The sequence below is a fragment of the Cellulomonas hominis genome, from assembly GCF_014201095.1.
Taxonomy (GTDB): domain Bacteria; phylum Actinomycetota; class Actinomycetes; order Actinomycetales; family Cellulomonadaceae; genus Cellulomonas; species Cellulomonas hominis.
In genome coordinates, this window is record NZ_JACHDN010000001.1 from 4,383,350 (window position 1) to 4,396,500 (window position 13,151).

Here is a 13,151-nt window from a genome sequence, read left to right on the forward strand (position 1 = left end):
GCGTAGGGCCACGTCAGCGCGCGGACGGGCGGAATGTCACCCGCGCGGGGTGGGCGCGCCGCACCGACCTGCGGCGCCGCCTCAGAGCTCGATCGAGGTCATGAGCGACCCGTGCGTCACCTGGTACCCGAGCGCGGCGTACAGGCCGTGCGCGCCGGACGGGTTCGCGGTGTCCACGTCCAGCTCCGCGTACTCGACGCCGTCCGCGCGGTACGACGCCATCGTCGCCCGGAGCAGCGCCACCGCGACGCCCTTCCCGCGCCACGCGCGCCGGACGCCCAGCAGCTCGGTGTACCCGGACGAGTAGCCGGCCACGGGCCAGTCCTGCTCGTACCGCCCCGAGATCGCGTACCCGGCGACCTCGCCGGTGGCGACGTCCACCGCCACGTGGCTCCACTGCGGGGCGAACATCGACCGCCCCTGCACCCAGGTCTCCGGCGTGCGCGGCTCGCTGCCCCAGTGGTCCGCGAACGCCTCGTTGTGCGCGAGCCGCACCGCGTCGTCGAGCTCCGGGGACCACGGCACGATCCGGACGCCCTCGGGGTCACGCACCTCGGGCAGCGGCTCGGCGAGGTCGCGGCGCATGTCGGTGTAGTAGCGGATCGGGCTGAACCCGGCCGCGGCGTACAGCGCGATCGCGTCGCTGCGGTGGTCCTCGAGGAACGCGGCGATCCGGCCCGGGACGTCCGCCTCCGACGCCGCGAGCTTCTGCCGCGCCCGCGCCGTGGCCCAGGCGACGAGCGCCCGCCCGATCCCCCGGCCCCGCCAGGCGGGGTCCACGCCGCCCGACAGGTACGCGCGCACCAGCCGCACCCCGCCCGGGGGCGCCTCGACGGCGATCCAGGCCCGGAGCTCGCCGTCGGCGTCCACGCCGAGCCGGGCGTCCGCGGCCGGGTCCTTCCAGTCGCCGTCGAGCCACTCGTGGACCTCGACCTCGCTGGTCCGGTACGGCTGGGCGTCGTGCTCCTCCACCCGTGCGACCAGCGCGGCGAGGGCCGGGACGTCCGCCCGGTCGAGCGGCCGCCAGGTCAGGCCGGTGGCCGCCGGGTCCGGCTCCGGGAGCGTCGCGGGCGCAGCGGCGCGGACGGACAGCGGCGCGGCGGGCGTCGCGGGGGCGGCGTGGTCGGGCGCGTCGGGGTGCGGGCACATGCGCTCCACCGTGCCCCACGCGCCGCGCGGTGTCACGCGCATTCCGCGCGGCGCGGCGGCCGGGCGCCCGGGGGTCAGGCGTCGATCTGGCTCGCGTCCAGGGAGGCGGCGCCCGCGACGATGAAGTCCTTGCGCGGCGCGACGTCCGAGCCCATCAGCAGCTCGAAGGTCTCCTCGGCGCGCCGGACCATCGCGTCCGCGCTCTCCGCCGCCGGCAGCGTCACCCGGCGCAGCGTGCGGTGCCGGGGGTCCATCGTGGTCTCGGAGAGCTGGTCCGCGTCCATCTCGCCGAGGCCCTTGTAGCGCTGGATGTCGTCCTTGTAGCGCTTGCCCGCCCGGTCGAGCTTCTTCAGCGTCGCGGCGAGCTCGGCCTCCGAGTACGTGTAGATGTACTCGTTCTTCCGGCTGCCGGCGCCGATCACCTCGATGCGGTGCAGCGGCGGCACGGCGGCGTACACCCGGCCGGCCTCGACCAGCGGGCGCATGTACCGGAAGAACAGCGTGAGCAGCAGGGTGCGGATGTGCGCGCCGTCGACGTCGGCGTCGGTCATCAGCACGATCTTCCCGTAGCGCGCGGCGTCGAGGTCGAACGTCCGGCCCGAGCCGGCGCCGATCACCTGGATGATCGCGGCGCACTCGGCGTTGCGCAGCATGTCCGAGATCGAGGCCTTCTGGACGTTGAGGATCTTGCCGCGGATGGGCAGCAGCGCCTGGAAGTCCGAGGACCGGGCGAGCTTCGCGGTGCCGAGCGCGCTGTCGCCCTCCACGATGAACAGCTCCGAGCGCTCGACGTCGTCGCTGCGGCAGTCGGCGAGCTTCGCGGGCAGCGAGGACGACTCCAGCGCGGTCTTCCGGCGGGAGATCTCCTTCTGCTTCCGGGCGGACACCCGGGCGCGCATCTCCCCCACGACCTTGTCGAGCAGCGCGGCGGACTGCGCCTTGTGCTCGCGCTTGCTGGACGTGAGGATCGCCGCGAGCTGGGTGTCGACGACCTTCGCCACGATGGCGCGCACCGGGGCGGTGCCGAGCACCTCCTTGGTCTGGCCCTCGAACTGCGGCTCGGCGAGGCGGACGGTGACGACCGCGGTGAGGCCCGCGAGCACGTCGTCCTTCTCGATGCGGTCGCTGCCGTCCTTGGCGGAGATCTTCAGCCGGCGGGCGTTGGCGTCGACCTGCTTGCGGAGCGTGCGCAGCAGCGCCGTCTCGAAGCCCGCGAGGTGCGACCCGCCCTTCGGCGTCGCGATGATGTTGACGAACGTGCGGACCTCGGTGTCGTACCCCGTGCCCCAGCGCAGCGCCACGTCGACCTCGCACTCGCGCTGCACCTCCTGCGGCGTCATGTGCCCGCGGGCGTCCAGCACGGGCACCGTCTCGCTGAACGAGCCGGAGCCGGTCAGCTGCCAGGTGTCGGTGACCGGCGCGTCGGGCGCCAGGAAGTCGGCGAAGTCGACCGTGCCGCCGTCGTGCCGGAACACCTCCTCGTGCGGGCCCTCGGCGCCCGGGGTGCCCGGCAGGCCGCGCTCGTCGCGGACGGTGATCGTCAGCCCCGGCACCAGGAAGCTGGTCTGCCGCGCGCGCGTCACGAGCTCGTCGTACGAGAACACCGCCGAGGTCGGGAAGATGTTCCGGTCCGCCCAGTACCGGATGCGGGTGCCGGTGCGGCCCTTCGCGACCTTGCCGACGACGTCGAGCTGCGAGCGGGCGACGAACGGCTCGAACGGCGACTCCGGCGTCCGGCCCGCGGCGTCGTCGAACACGCCCGGCTCGCCCCGGTGGAACGTCATCCGGTGCGTCCTGCCCCCGCGGTCGACCTCGACGTCCAGCCGCGACGACAGCGCGTTCACCACCGAGGCGCCGACGCCGTGCAGGCCGCCCGACGCGCCGTAGGAGCCGCCGCCGAACTTGCCGCCCGCGTGCAGCTTGGTGAGCACGACCTCGACGCCGGTCAGGCCCGTCTTGGGCTCGACGTCCACGGGGATGCCGCGACCCTGGTCGCGCACCTCCACCGAGGAGTCGGCGTGCAGCACGACGTCGATCCTGTCGCCGTGCCCGGCGAGGGCCTCGTCGACGGAGTTGTCGATGATCTCCCAGAGGCAGTGCATGAGGCCGCGGGAGTCCGTGGACCCGATGTACATGCCCGGGCGCTTGCGGACGGCCTCGAGGCCCTCCAGCACGGACAGGTGGCGGGCGGTGTAGCTGGACTCGGCGGATGCGGTCGACACGGTGCCGAAGCCTAATCGCTCCCCCGGACAGTCCTGCGGCACCATGCCGGACCGCTCGCGCGGCGCGTGTGTGCCGGTCGTGTTGCGGGGATGTGAGCGCCGGGTGACATCCGCTTCGCCCGGAGCGAACCACCCGCTCCCGACGGGAAGGATCCGGCGCGCAGATGGTTGTATGACAACGTGACTGGGACTATCGAGAGCACGACGACCCCGCTGACCGCAGCCGACCGCTGCGACCGCTGCGGTGCTCAGGCCTACGTCCGCGTGCACCTGCCCGTGGGCGAGCTCCTGTTCTGCGCGCACCACGCGCGCGAGCACGCGCCGAAGTACTCGCAGGTCGCGACGCACGTCCAGGACGAGACGGACAAGCTCCTCGCCGAGCACGGCGCGGGGGCTGCGGCGGCGCGCTGACCCCTCCGACACGGGACGGCCCCGGACCTCGCGCGAGGTCCGGGGCCGTCCTGCGTCCGCGGGACCCCCGCTACCGCGCGACCGGCTCCGCGACCGGTGCCGTGCCGGCCGGGACCGGCACGGGGCGGAAGCCGCGGACGACCAGCCACACGCCGAGCGCGAGCTCCCACGCGGCGATCGGCAGCGCGGCGAGCGCGGCGGGCGCGGTGCCCTGCGCGTAGACCCCCGCGACGATCGCGAGGTCCGAGGCGAGCAGGAGCGGTGCACCCGCCAGACCGATCGCCGGGATGACCCGGGGCACCAGCCCGGACCGGTAGAGCACGGTGCCGAGGAACAGGGCGTTCAGCACCGGCATCAGACTCTGGCCGAGCAGGAACGTCCAGTCGTGCACGACGGTGAGGGCGTCGCCGCCCGCCCGCAGCGCCGCGGGGTCCGGCCCGCCCGGGTCCCGGTGCAGCGTGACCACCGACAGCACGGCCACCGCCCCGACGAGGATCAGCCCGGCCTCCACGAGGCGCGAGGCGACGAACCCGAGGGCGGCCGTCTCGCCGTGCCGCCGGGTCACCGGGTACAGCACCACCGCGGTCCCGACGCACGCGAGGGCGAGCAGCACCTCGAGGAGCGCGCCGGCCGTGACGCCGGTGGCGGCGCCCCCGCCGAGGAGGAGGTCGCCCTCCTCCCGCAGCGGCGCGTACAGCCGCAGCGTCGGGATCGAGGTGACGAAGGTCAGCAGGTACAGCACACCGGCCACCCGGGCGGCCCGCCTCGTGGCCGCCGCGGGTCCGCGGGGTGCCGGCGTCGGGGTGGGCGTCGGCGTCGTGCGGGTCATGGCGCGCTCCTCGGGACGGTTCCGGGTGTACGGCGTACACCTCATGCCGGGACGCTAGGTGTACGGTGTCCACCTGTCAAGATCCGAGGAGGCAGCACGGTGACCACGCAGCCGCGCGGCGGCCGACGCGCCCCGCTGAACCGGGACCGGGTCCTGCGCGCGGCCGTCGACCTCGCCGACGAGGTCGGGCTCGCCGCGGTGAGCATGCGCCGGCTCGCCCAGGAGCTCGGCGTCGTCCCGATGGCGCTGTACAAGCACGTCGCGGACAAGGAGGAGCTGGTCGACGGCATGGTCGACCTCGTGATCGCCGAGTTCGACCCGCCCGACCCCGCTGCCCCGTGGAAGGACGACGTGCGCCAGCGGGTCCTGTCGGCGCGGCGTGCGGTGCTGCGGCACCCGTGGGCGCGGCAGGCGATCGAGTCGCGGACCCGGCGCACCGCGGCGGTGCTCGGCCACATGGACTCGGTCGCGGGGGCGTTCCGCGCGGGCGGCTTCTCCATCGACCTGACCCACCACGTCATGCACGCGCTGGGGAACCGCATCTGGGGATTCAGCCCCGAGCTGTTCGAGGAGCCCGTCGACCCGGACGCACCGCCGCTGGACCCGGAGGCGCAGCAGGCGATGGCGGCGGAGTTCGCCCGCCGCTTCCCGCACGTCCTGGAGATCGCGGTCGCGGCGACGCGCGGGGACCTGTCCGGCGTCGGGCGCGGCTGCGACGACGAGTTCGAGTTCGCGTTCGGGCTCGACCTGGTGCTCGACGGCGCCGAGCGCCTCCACCGGGGCGGCTGGAGCTCGCCGGGGTACCCGCGCGACGCCGAGCGACCCGCGTAGCCCCGGAACGACGCGGACGGGCCCGCCTCCCGGGGTGGGAGGCGGGCCCGTCGGCACCGGTCGCGCCGGCTCAGTCCAGGTAGTCGCGCAGGACCTGCGAGCGGCTGGGGTGCCGCAGCTTGGACATGGTCTTCGACTCGATCTGGCGGATCCGCTCGCGGGTCACGCCGTAGACCTTGCCGATCTCGTCCAGGGTCTTCGGCTGGCCGTCGGTGAGGCCGAACCGCATGGACACCACGCCGGCCTCGCGCTCGGACAGCGTGTCGAGGACCTGGTGCAGCTGCTCCTGCAGCAGGGTGAAGCTCACCGCGTCGGCGGGCACCACGGCCTCGGAGTCCTCGATGAGGTCACCGAACTCGGAGTCGCCGTCCTCACCGAGCGGGGTGTGCAGCGAGATGGGCTCGCGGCCGTACTTCTGGACCTCGACGACCTTCTCGGGGGTCATGTCGAGCTCCTTGGCGAGCTCCTCCGGCGTGGGCTCCCGGCCGAGGTCCTGCAGCATCTGCCGCTGGACGCGCGCGAGCTTGTTGATGACCTCGACCATGTGCACCGGGATGCGGATGGTGCGGGCCTGGTCGGCCATCGCGCGGGTGATCGCCTGCCGGATCCACCAGGTGGCGTACGTCGAGAACTTGTAGCCCTTGGTGTAGTCGAACTTCTCGACCGCGCGGATCAGACCGAGGTTGCCCTCCTGGATGAGGTCCAGGAACAGCATGCCGCGGCCGGTGTACCGCTTCGCGAGCGAGACGACCAGGCGGAGGTTGGCCTCGAGCAGGTGGTTCTTGGCGCGACGGCCGTCCTGCGCGATCCACTGCAGCTCGCGGCGGGCCTTCGGCTCGAGCTCGCCGCCGATCGCCGCGAGGCGCTCCTCGGCGAACAGGCCGGCCTCGATGCGCTTGGCGAGCTCGACCTCCTGCTCGGCGTTCAGCAGCGCGACCTTGCCGATCTGCTTGAGGTAGTCCTTGACCGGGTCGGCCGTGGCGCCGGCGGTGACGACCTGCTGCGCCGGGGCGTCGTCCTCGTCGCGGTCGGACACGACGAAGCCGGTGTCCTCGGTCTCGTCCTCGGACTTCGCGCCCGGTGCGGCCGGCTTGGCGGCGGCGTCCTCGGCCTCCGGCTCCTCGGTGGTGTCCTCGGCGTCGGTGGCGTCGTCGCCGGCCTCGAGGTCGGCGTCGTCGATCTCGACGTCCTCGAGGTCCACGTCCTCCTCGTCCACCTCGTCGTCGCCCTTGGCCTTCGACCCCTTGACCGGCTTGGCGGTGGCGGCCTTGCCGGCGACGGCCTTCTTGGCGGCGGGCTTCGCGGCGGCGCGCTTCTTGGCGGCGGGCTTCGCGGCGGCCTCCTCGCCGTCCTCGGCCACGACGGCTTTCGCGGACGGGCGGGCCTTCGCGGTGGTCGCGGCAGCGACGCGCGGGGCCGCGGCGGTCGGCTCGGACACCGTGATCCCGGCGTTGGCCAGACCGCGCACGACGGCCTTCAGCCGCTTGGCGTCCTCCACCTGGGCGGCCTCGCACGCCGAGCGCAGGGCGGCGGCGTCGACGCTCCCGCTGGTGCGCCCGCGGCGGACGAGGTCCTGCAGGGCGGGGTGCTCGAACTCACGCGGAAGGGTGGGGGTGGAAGTCTGGGGCGTCACGAATGACCTTTCGGCAGCAAAGGGACCCGGTTCGGCGCATCGGGTACCTCGATATTGTACCGGCCGCGCCCACGGCGGAGCATCGCCGGCGGGTGGCGAGGCCCTGGTCGGCGCGGCAGGTGACCCTGTCAGATGTGCTCAACGCGCGGGACCGCCCCAGGATTCCCCGCGCGACACCCCCGGTGGCCCGGGCGTGTCCCCGGGCGGGGGTGGTCAGCTCGGGTCGGGCTTGACCGCGAGCACGGGGCACGGGGAGTCGAGCAGGATGCGCTGCGCGTTGGCGCCGAGGATCAGCTTGCCGACGGGGCTGCGCCGCCGCAGGCCGATCACGATGAGCGTCGCGCCGGTCTCCTCCGCCGTGGCGATGAGGTCCTCGGCCACGTCGCGGCCGCCGGCGATCACCCGGACGTCGTGCGGGATCCCCCGGGACTCGAGGGACCCGCGCGCCTCGTCGAGCGCCGCGGCCAGCTCCGCCTTGTGCTCGTCGCTCTCGTCGCCGCGCTCGCTCACGACCACGACGAGCGGCTCCGAGCGGCGGACCGCCTCCCCCGTCGCGGCGGTGAGGGCGGCACGCCCCTCGACCGTCGCCAGGTACCCGACCACGATGCTCATGGGTGCTCCTCGCGCGTGTGCTCGACGTCTGCGGCGGGCCACCGGTGCGCCGTCGCGCGGGTGCTGCCGTGGACCGTGGTCCGACCGTACCGGAACGCCTCCGTCGGCACGACCGACCGCGACGCGCTCAGCAGCCACGACGCAGCCAGCCCGGCGGCAGGCCGAGCGCGAGCGCCCGGTCGAGCAGCTCGGCGAGCCGGTGCCCCGGGTCGTGCGCCAGCGCCTGCTCGACCAGCACGCGGGCGCGCACGCCGTCCCCGCACCACCACGCCAGCAGCGCCAGCACGGTCAGTGCCGGCGCCTGCCGGCCGGCGCGGCCGTGGGCGGCCACCGCCTCGAGCACCTGGCACGCCGCGTCGACGAGCGCCTCGTCGGGCTCCCGCGCGCGGCGCGGCTCGACGAGGGTGTCGAGCGCGCGGCGCACGCCGGCCGACACCGCGCCCGCCTCGCGCCGCCACGCGCCGCGGTGCCGCCCGCCGTCGGGTGCACCGTCGACCGGGTCGGGCGCGCCCCGCCCGTCCGGCACCCGCCGCCCGCCGACCGGCGGCCACGCCGGCACGGTCGCGCGCGGGACGACCTCCTCCGGGTCGTCCGGGTCGTCCGGGTCGCCGGGCTCGTCCTCGTCGTCGAGGCCCTCCTCGTCCCACGGGCCCGACGGGCCCAGCGGCGCGTGCCGGACGAGGGCGTCCGCGAGCTCCTCGTCCGGCGCCACGAGGGTCAGGACGACCGCGTCCCGCAGGGCGGTGTCGTCGAGCGCGGCCTCGATCCGCCCGACCTGTGCCGGGCCGAGGTCGGCAGGCTCGTCCGGGCCCGCCTCCAGCGCCGCGGCCAGCGCGGTGCGCCACGTCTGCAGCGAGCGCTGCCGCCACGCCAGCACGTCCGCGGACCCCACCGCCCGCCGCCGGGCATCGGCCCAGCGCGACCGCGCGGCCGCCGCGGACCGCCGTCGCCCCGCCGTGGCCCGGGGAACCACGCCCACGTCGTCCCGGGACCGGAGCACCTCCGGCGGGGCGGTCCCCCACGGGTCGGGGTCCCCCAGGTCGGCGAGCGGCCGGCCGGCCGGCGGGCAGCAGCGGGCGTCCCGGCAGCCGAGCCCGAGGTAGCGGTCCCCGGTCACGAGCCACACGGCGAGCGGTCCGACGTCCTCGAGGGCGGCGCACGCCGCGGCGGCCGCGCGGCTCGCGGTCGCGCCGGGGTCGGCGCGCAGCCCCTCGTCCGGGCGCCGCGGGTCCGGCCCGTCGCAGCACACGACCACGACGACCTCGCTCGCGCCGTCGGCCACCAGGTGCCCGGCGAGCCGGCCGAGCAGCTCCGGCCCCGAGGGGCACAGCAGGTCGGGCAGGGCGATGCGGGCGATGAGCCCGGGCGTCCGGTCCGGTCCGCGCAGCGCGACCGCGAGCACGCAGTCGCGCGGCCGGAACCGGAGCTCGCGCGGGAGCCGGGCGAGCAGGGTGCGCGCCGCACCGCGGGCAGGACCGCGGTCGGGGCACGTGCCGGGGTCGGGCGGGGCGGCGGGGCCGGGCGGGGTGGTGGCGAGGTCGGGCCGGGTGCTGGCGGTCGTCTGCGTCGTCATGCCGACCACCCCAGCGCGCCCCGCACTCCGCCGTGAGTGCCCCGGCCGCCGGCCTGGGGACCACGCACGCCGTCCGACCCTGTGGAGGACTCGGTGACCGCTCGTGGAGCGGCGCTACTGTGTCGGCGTGCTCGCCCGCCCCCGCACGGTCCTCCGCCTCACGCCCCTCGTCGTGGCCGCCGTCCTCGCCACCGCGTCGTGCTCGGCGGACAGCGACGGGCCCGCACCGACGGCCACGTCCACCGCCGCCCCGGACCTGACGGCACCGTCGCCGACGGAGTCGCTGCTGCCGAGCCCGTCGTCGACCGGCTCGGCCGTCGGCGGGCTGGCCCCCGGGTTCCCGTCCGACCTCGTCGCCCCGCCCGAGGGCAGCGAGATCCTCGTGTCCAGCGCCGAGACCGACGCCGCGACCGGTCTGACGGTCATCAGCCTCAACCTGCGCACCCCGCTCGCCACCGCGGACCTGGTGCAGGCGGTGCGCGACCAGCTGGCTGCGGCGGGCTTCGCGGAGACCGTCCTGGACGCCGCGTCGTCCGGGCTGGCGGCCTCGTCGACGTTCGTCCGCGGCAGCGACGGCACCGAGCTCCTGACGCTCGGGGTGCTGGACCGCGACGGCATCCGGACGCTGACGCTGGGCGGGTCGGTCCGCCTGTGAGGCCCTAGGCTCGCGGCGTGAGCCCCGCCCCCGCCCTGGTCGACGTCGAGGATCTCCGGACCCGGGTCGACGCCCTGCTGACGGCGCACGTGGAGGGGCTGGTCCCCGAGCTCGCCGCGTCGGGCGCGGGCGCGGCGCCGCTGGCCGACGAGCTCGGCCGGATGCTCGGCGGCGGCAAGCGGCTCCGCGCCGCGTTCTGCTACTGGTCCTGGCGCGCGCACGGCGGGGCGCCCGGGTCCACGGAGGCCGACGTGGTGCTGCGCGTCGGCGCCGCGCTCGAGCTGTTCCAGGCTGCGGCGCTGTTCCACGACGACGTGATGGACGACTCCGACACCCGCCGGGGCCGCCCGTCCGCGCACCGCCGGTTCGCCGCGCTGCACGCCGACGAGAAGTGGTCCGGCGACCCCCGCCGGTTCGGGGAGTCCGCGGCGATCCTGCTCGGCGACCTGGCGCTGGTGGCGAGCGAGCGCGAGTTCGTGCACGCCGTCGCCGACCTCGACCCAGGGCGCCGCGCCCGCGCGCACGCGGTGTTCGAGCGGATGCGCACCGAGGTGACCGTCGGCCAGTACCTCGACCTGCTCGCCCAGGTGCTCCCGTGGGGCGACGACCCGGCGGCGGACGAGGCGCGCGCTCGCGAGGTCATCGTCGCGAAGACCGCCCGCTACTCCGTGGAGAACCCCCTGCTGCTGGGCGCGGTGCTCGCCGGGGCGGACGAGGTGGCGCTCGAGTCGATCCGCGAGTACGGCCTGCCGCTCGGCGAGGCCTTCCAGCTCCGCGACGACCTGCTCGGGGTGTTCGGCGACCCGGAGGCCACGGGCAAGCCGGCGGGCGACGACCTCCGCGAGGGCAAGCGCACCGTGCTCGTCGCGCGGGCGATGGGCCGCGCGGTCGCGACGGGCGACGCGGAGCTCGCGGACGCGCTGCACGCCGGGCTCGGGGACCGCGGCCTCGACGACGCCTCCTGCCGGGCGCTCGCCGACCGGATCGCCGGCAGCGGCGCGGTCGCCGAGGTGGAGGATCTGATCGCGGGGCTCGGCGACCGGGCGTTCGCCGCGCTCGCCGCCGCGCCGCTGGCCGAGGACGGCCGGGACATGCTGGTCCGCCTGGCCCACGCGGCGGTCGACCGCCGCGCCTGAGCCGGCCAGGCCCGGACCTAGAGCTGGGCCTGCGCCCGGCGGCGCACCTCGGTCTTGTGGCCGGCCCGCAGGGCGTCGACCGGCCGGCCCGGCAGCGACTCGTCCGGCGTGAACAGCCAGACGATCGCCTCCGCGTCGGAGAACCCGGTGTCCCCGAGCACGGACAGCGTGCCCTGCAGGGACGCGAGCACGGCCGCGCGCGCGACCGGGGCGTCGTCGTCGGCGTCGCCGTGCGGGTCGGCCACCGGGTTCGCGGCGTCCACCGGCACCAGGAAGGCGGCCGGGACGCTCAGCACCGGGGGCTCGCCCCGGCGCACGCCCACGAGGCGGCGCTCCTTGAGGAGGCGGCGGACCTTGCCGGCGTCGATGCCGAGCTCGTCGGCCACGTCGGGCACGGTCAGCCAGGAGTCGACCAGGTCATCGGGCTGGGGCTGCGCAGTCACGCGGGCCAGCGTACCGAGCCCGGCGGCCGGGGGCCGTTCGCCCGCTCGGCGCACCCTGCTCCCCCGCGGGTGTGATGCCGGCGCCCGGAAAGCACTGGTCAAACGGACATATCACCCGCCCGCTTCCCACCCCCGCGCCCGTGGGCTACCGTCGCACTGGTCACTTCAGTCACATCAGTCACACACGTCACGCGCACCACTCCAGCACCACGCGCTCTCAGCACAGGGGTCCCCACCATGACGCAGCCCGCCCTCGCCCTCACGGACCAGGCCGACCTCCGCCAGGACGGCACCCCGGCCCGCACGCCCGGGCGCCGCGGCCGCCGGCTCGCGACCGGGACCGGCGCGATCGCCATCGCCGCCGTCGCCGTGACCGCCACCGGCGGCGTCGCGCACGCGGACGAGCAGCACACGGTGCGCTCGGGCGACACCGTCAGCCACATCGCCGCCCGCCACGGCACGACGGTGTCCGCGGTGCGCTCGGCCAACGGCCTCGACGCGCGCGCCTTCATCCGCGAGGGCCAGCGCCTCACCATCCCGACGTCCGGAACCGCCGCGGCTCCCGCAGCCGCAGCCGCGCCCGCCGCCACCGGCGGGTCGCACACCGTCGCCTCCGGCGAGACCGTCTCGGCCATCGCGAAGAAGTACGGCACCACCGTCTCCGCCGTCGTCGCCGCCAACGGGCTCGACTCCCGCGCGTTCATCCGCGTCGGCCAGACCCTGAGCATCCCCGGCACCGGCGCCACCGCCCCGGCCACCGCAGCCGCGCCCGCCGCCACCGGCGGGTCCCACACCGTCGCCTCCGGCGAGACCGTCTCGGCCATCGCGAAGAAGTACGGCACCACCGTCTCCGCCGTCGTCGCCGCCAACGGGCTCGACTCCCGCGCGTTCATCCGCGTCGGCCAGACCCTCAGCATCCCCGGCACCGGCGCCACCGCCCCGGCCACCGCAGCCGCCCCCGCAGCCGCCACCGGCGGGTCCCACACCGTCGCCTCCGGCGAGACCGTCTCGGCCATCGCGAAGAAGTACGGCACCACCGTCTCCGCCGTCGTCGCCGCCAACGGGCTCGACTCCCGCGCGTTCATCCGCGTCGGCCAGACCCTGAGCATCCCCGGCACCGGCGCCACCGCCACGGCCGCCGCCGCGACGTCGGGCACCACGCTGGTCGGCAACACGTTCCTCGGCCGCACCTACGCGCCGAGCGTCGTCGCCTCCGCCAACGCGAACAAGGCCACGCTCCTCGCCATGGGCGTCCCCTCCAAGAGCGCGATGCAGGCCAAGGTCGCCGCGACCGCCCGCACCATGGGCGTCGACCCGGCCCTCGCGCAGGCGATCGCCACCCAGGAGTCCGGCTTCGACCAGACCGCCGTGTCCCCGGCCAACGCGATCGGCACGATGCAGGTCATCCCGACCTCCGGCGAGTGGGCCTCGCAGCTCGTGGGGCGCGACCTCAACCTGCTGGACCCGGACGACAACGTGGTGGCCGGCGTCGCGATCCTGCGCCAGCTCGTGAAGACGTCGCCGGACCTGCCGACGGCCATCGCCTCGTACTACCAGGGCGCCGGCTCCGTGAAGCGGAACGGCATGTTCAGCGACACCCGGCGGTACGTCGCGAACGTCCAGACGCTGATGGCGCGCTACTGAGCGCGGGCCTCCC

12 protein-coding genes are annotated in these 13,151 nt (G+C 75.7%); 5 read left to right on the forward strand and 7 right to left on the reverse strand.

Going from position 1 to position 13,151, the window contains the following annotated elements:
- Window positions 1-81: 81 nt before the first annotated feature.
- Window positions 82-1,149, reverse strand: a complete 1,068-nt coding sequence (locus HNR08_RS20770; protein WP_146835314.1) for a GNAT family N-acetyltransferase — start codon at window positions 1,147-1,149, stop codon at window positions 82-84.
- 74 nt (window positions 1,150-1,223) lie between these two features.
- A complete protein-coding gene (locus tag HNR08_RS20775) occupies window positions 1,224-3,416 on the reverse strand; it encodes a DNA gyrase/topoisomerase IV subunit B (RefSeq protein ID WP_210737386.1) in 2,193 nt (730 codons plus the stop codon).
- A 135-nt stretch (window positions 3,417-3,551) separates the two neighbouring features.
- Between HNR08_RS20775 and HNR08_RS20780 the strand changes: the two genes are divergently transcribed.
- On the forward strand, window positions 3,552-3,782 hold the full coding sequence (locus HNR08_RS20780) for a DUF7455 domain-containing protein (protein WP_246802987.1): 231 nt from the start codon (window positions 3,552-3,554) through the stop codon (window positions 3,780-3,782).
- Between the two features lie 70 nt (window positions 3,783-3,852).
- Here the strand turns inward: HNR08_RS20780 and HNR08_RS20785 are convergent, their stop codons facing one another.
- Window positions 3,853-4,611: a DUF4386 domain-containing protein gene (locus HNR08_RS20785; protein WP_146835323.1), complete on the reverse strand. Its 759-nt coding sequence runs from the start codon at window positions 4,609-4,611 to the stop codon at window positions 3,853-3,855.
- Window positions 4,612-4,710: 99 nt separating this feature from the next.
- Between HNR08_RS20785 and HNR08_RS20790 the strand changes: the two genes are divergently transcribed.
- The gene (locus HNR08_RS20790; protein ID WP_246802988.1) at window positions 4,711-5,442 is read left to right on the forward strand and encodes a TetR/AcrR family transcriptional regulator; all 732 of its coding nucleotides are present in this window, start codon (window positions 4,711-4,713) and stop codon (window positions 5,440-5,442) included.
- Between the two features lie 70 nt (window positions 5,443-5,512).
- Here HNR08_RS20790 and HNR08_RS20795 read toward each other — a convergent pair whose 3' ends face one another.
- From HNR08_RS20795 to HNR08_RS20805, 3 genes are all read right to left on the reverse strand, one after another.
- Window positions 5,513-7,075: an RNA polymerase sigma factor gene (locus HNR08_RS20795; protein ID WP_146835326.1), complete on the reverse strand. Its 1,563-nt coding sequence runs from the start codon at window positions 7,073-7,075 to the stop codon at window positions 5,513-5,515.
- Between the two features lie 213 nt (window positions 7,076-7,288).
- Window positions 7,289-7,687 (reverse strand): universal stress protein, encoded by a 399-nt coding sequence (locus HNR08_RS20800; protein WP_146835329.1) that lies wholly within the window; start codon window positions 7,685-7,687, stop codon window positions 7,289-7,291.
- Window positions 7,688-7,814: 127 nt separating this feature from the next.
- Entirely contained in the window at window positions 7,815-9,260 is a 1,446-nt protein-coding gene (locus HNR08_RS20805; protein ID WP_146835332.1) for a DUF4192 family protein, read from the reverse strand.
- 127 nt (window positions 9,261-9,387) lie between these two features.
- On the opposite strand from HNR08_RS20805, the gene HNR08_RS20810 reads away from it, so the two are divergent.
- Both HNR08_RS20810 and HNR08_RS20815 read left to right on the forward strand, forming a co-directional pair.
- On the forward strand, window positions 9,388-9,915 hold the full coding sequence (locus HNR08_RS20810) for a hypothetical protein (protein WP_221286400.1): 528 nt from the start codon (window positions 9,388-9,390) through the stop codon (window positions 9,913-9,915).
- A gap of 17 nt (window positions 9,916-9,932) precedes the next feature.
- A complete protein-coding gene (locus HNR08_RS20815; RefSeq protein ID WP_146835334.1) occupies window positions 9,933-11,051 on the forward strand; it encodes a polyprenyl synthetase family protein in 1,119 nt (372 codons plus the stop codon).
- Between the two features lie 17 nt (window positions 11,052-11,068).
- Here the strand turns inward: HNR08_RS20815 and HNR08_RS20820 are convergent, their stop codons facing one another.
- Window positions 11,069-11,494, reverse strand: coding sequence for an Rv2175c family DNA-binding protein (locus tag HNR08_RS20820; protein WP_146835336.1), 426 nt, complete (start codon window positions 11,492-11,494; stop codon window positions 11,069-11,071).
- Window positions 11,495-11,731: 237 nt separating this feature from the next.
- Between HNR08_RS20820 and HNR08_RS22495 the strand changes: the two genes are divergently transcribed.
- Window positions 11,732-13,138 carry a lytic transglycosylase domain-containing protein gene (locus HNR08_RS22495; RefSeq protein ID WP_183835254.1) on the forward strand — a complete coding sequence of 469 codons (1,407 nt, stop codon included), beginning with the start codon at window positions 11,732-11,734 and terminating at the stop codon, window positions 13,136-13,138.
- Window positions 13,139-13,151: the final 13 nt, after the last annotated feature.

Coding starts and splice junctions, on each gene's coding strand:
- HNR08_RS20770 (WP_146835314.1), bottom strand. CDS start 1,149: ATGTGCCCGCACCCCGACGCGCCCGACCACGCCGCCCCCGCGACGCCC.
- HNR08_RS22495 (WP_183835254.1), top strand. CDS start 11,732: ATGACGCAGCCCGCCCTCGCCCTCACGGACCAGGCCGACCTCCGCCAG.
- HNR08_RS20800 (WP_146835329.1), bottom strand. CDS start 7,687: ATGAGCATCGTGGTCGGGTACCTGGCGACGGTCGAGGGGCGTGCCGCC.
- HNR08_RS20775 (WP_210737386.1), bottom strand. CDS start 3,416: ATGGTGCCGCAGGACTGTCCGGGGGAGCGATTAGGCTTCGGCACCGTG.
- HNR08_RS20805 (WP_146835332.1), bottom strand. CDS start 9,260: ATGACGACGCAGACGACCGCCAGCACCCGGCCCGACCTCGCCACCACC.
- HNR08_RS20785 (WP_146835323.1), bottom strand. CDS start 4,611: ATGACCCGCACGACGCCGACGCCCACCCCGACGCCGGCACCCCGCGGA.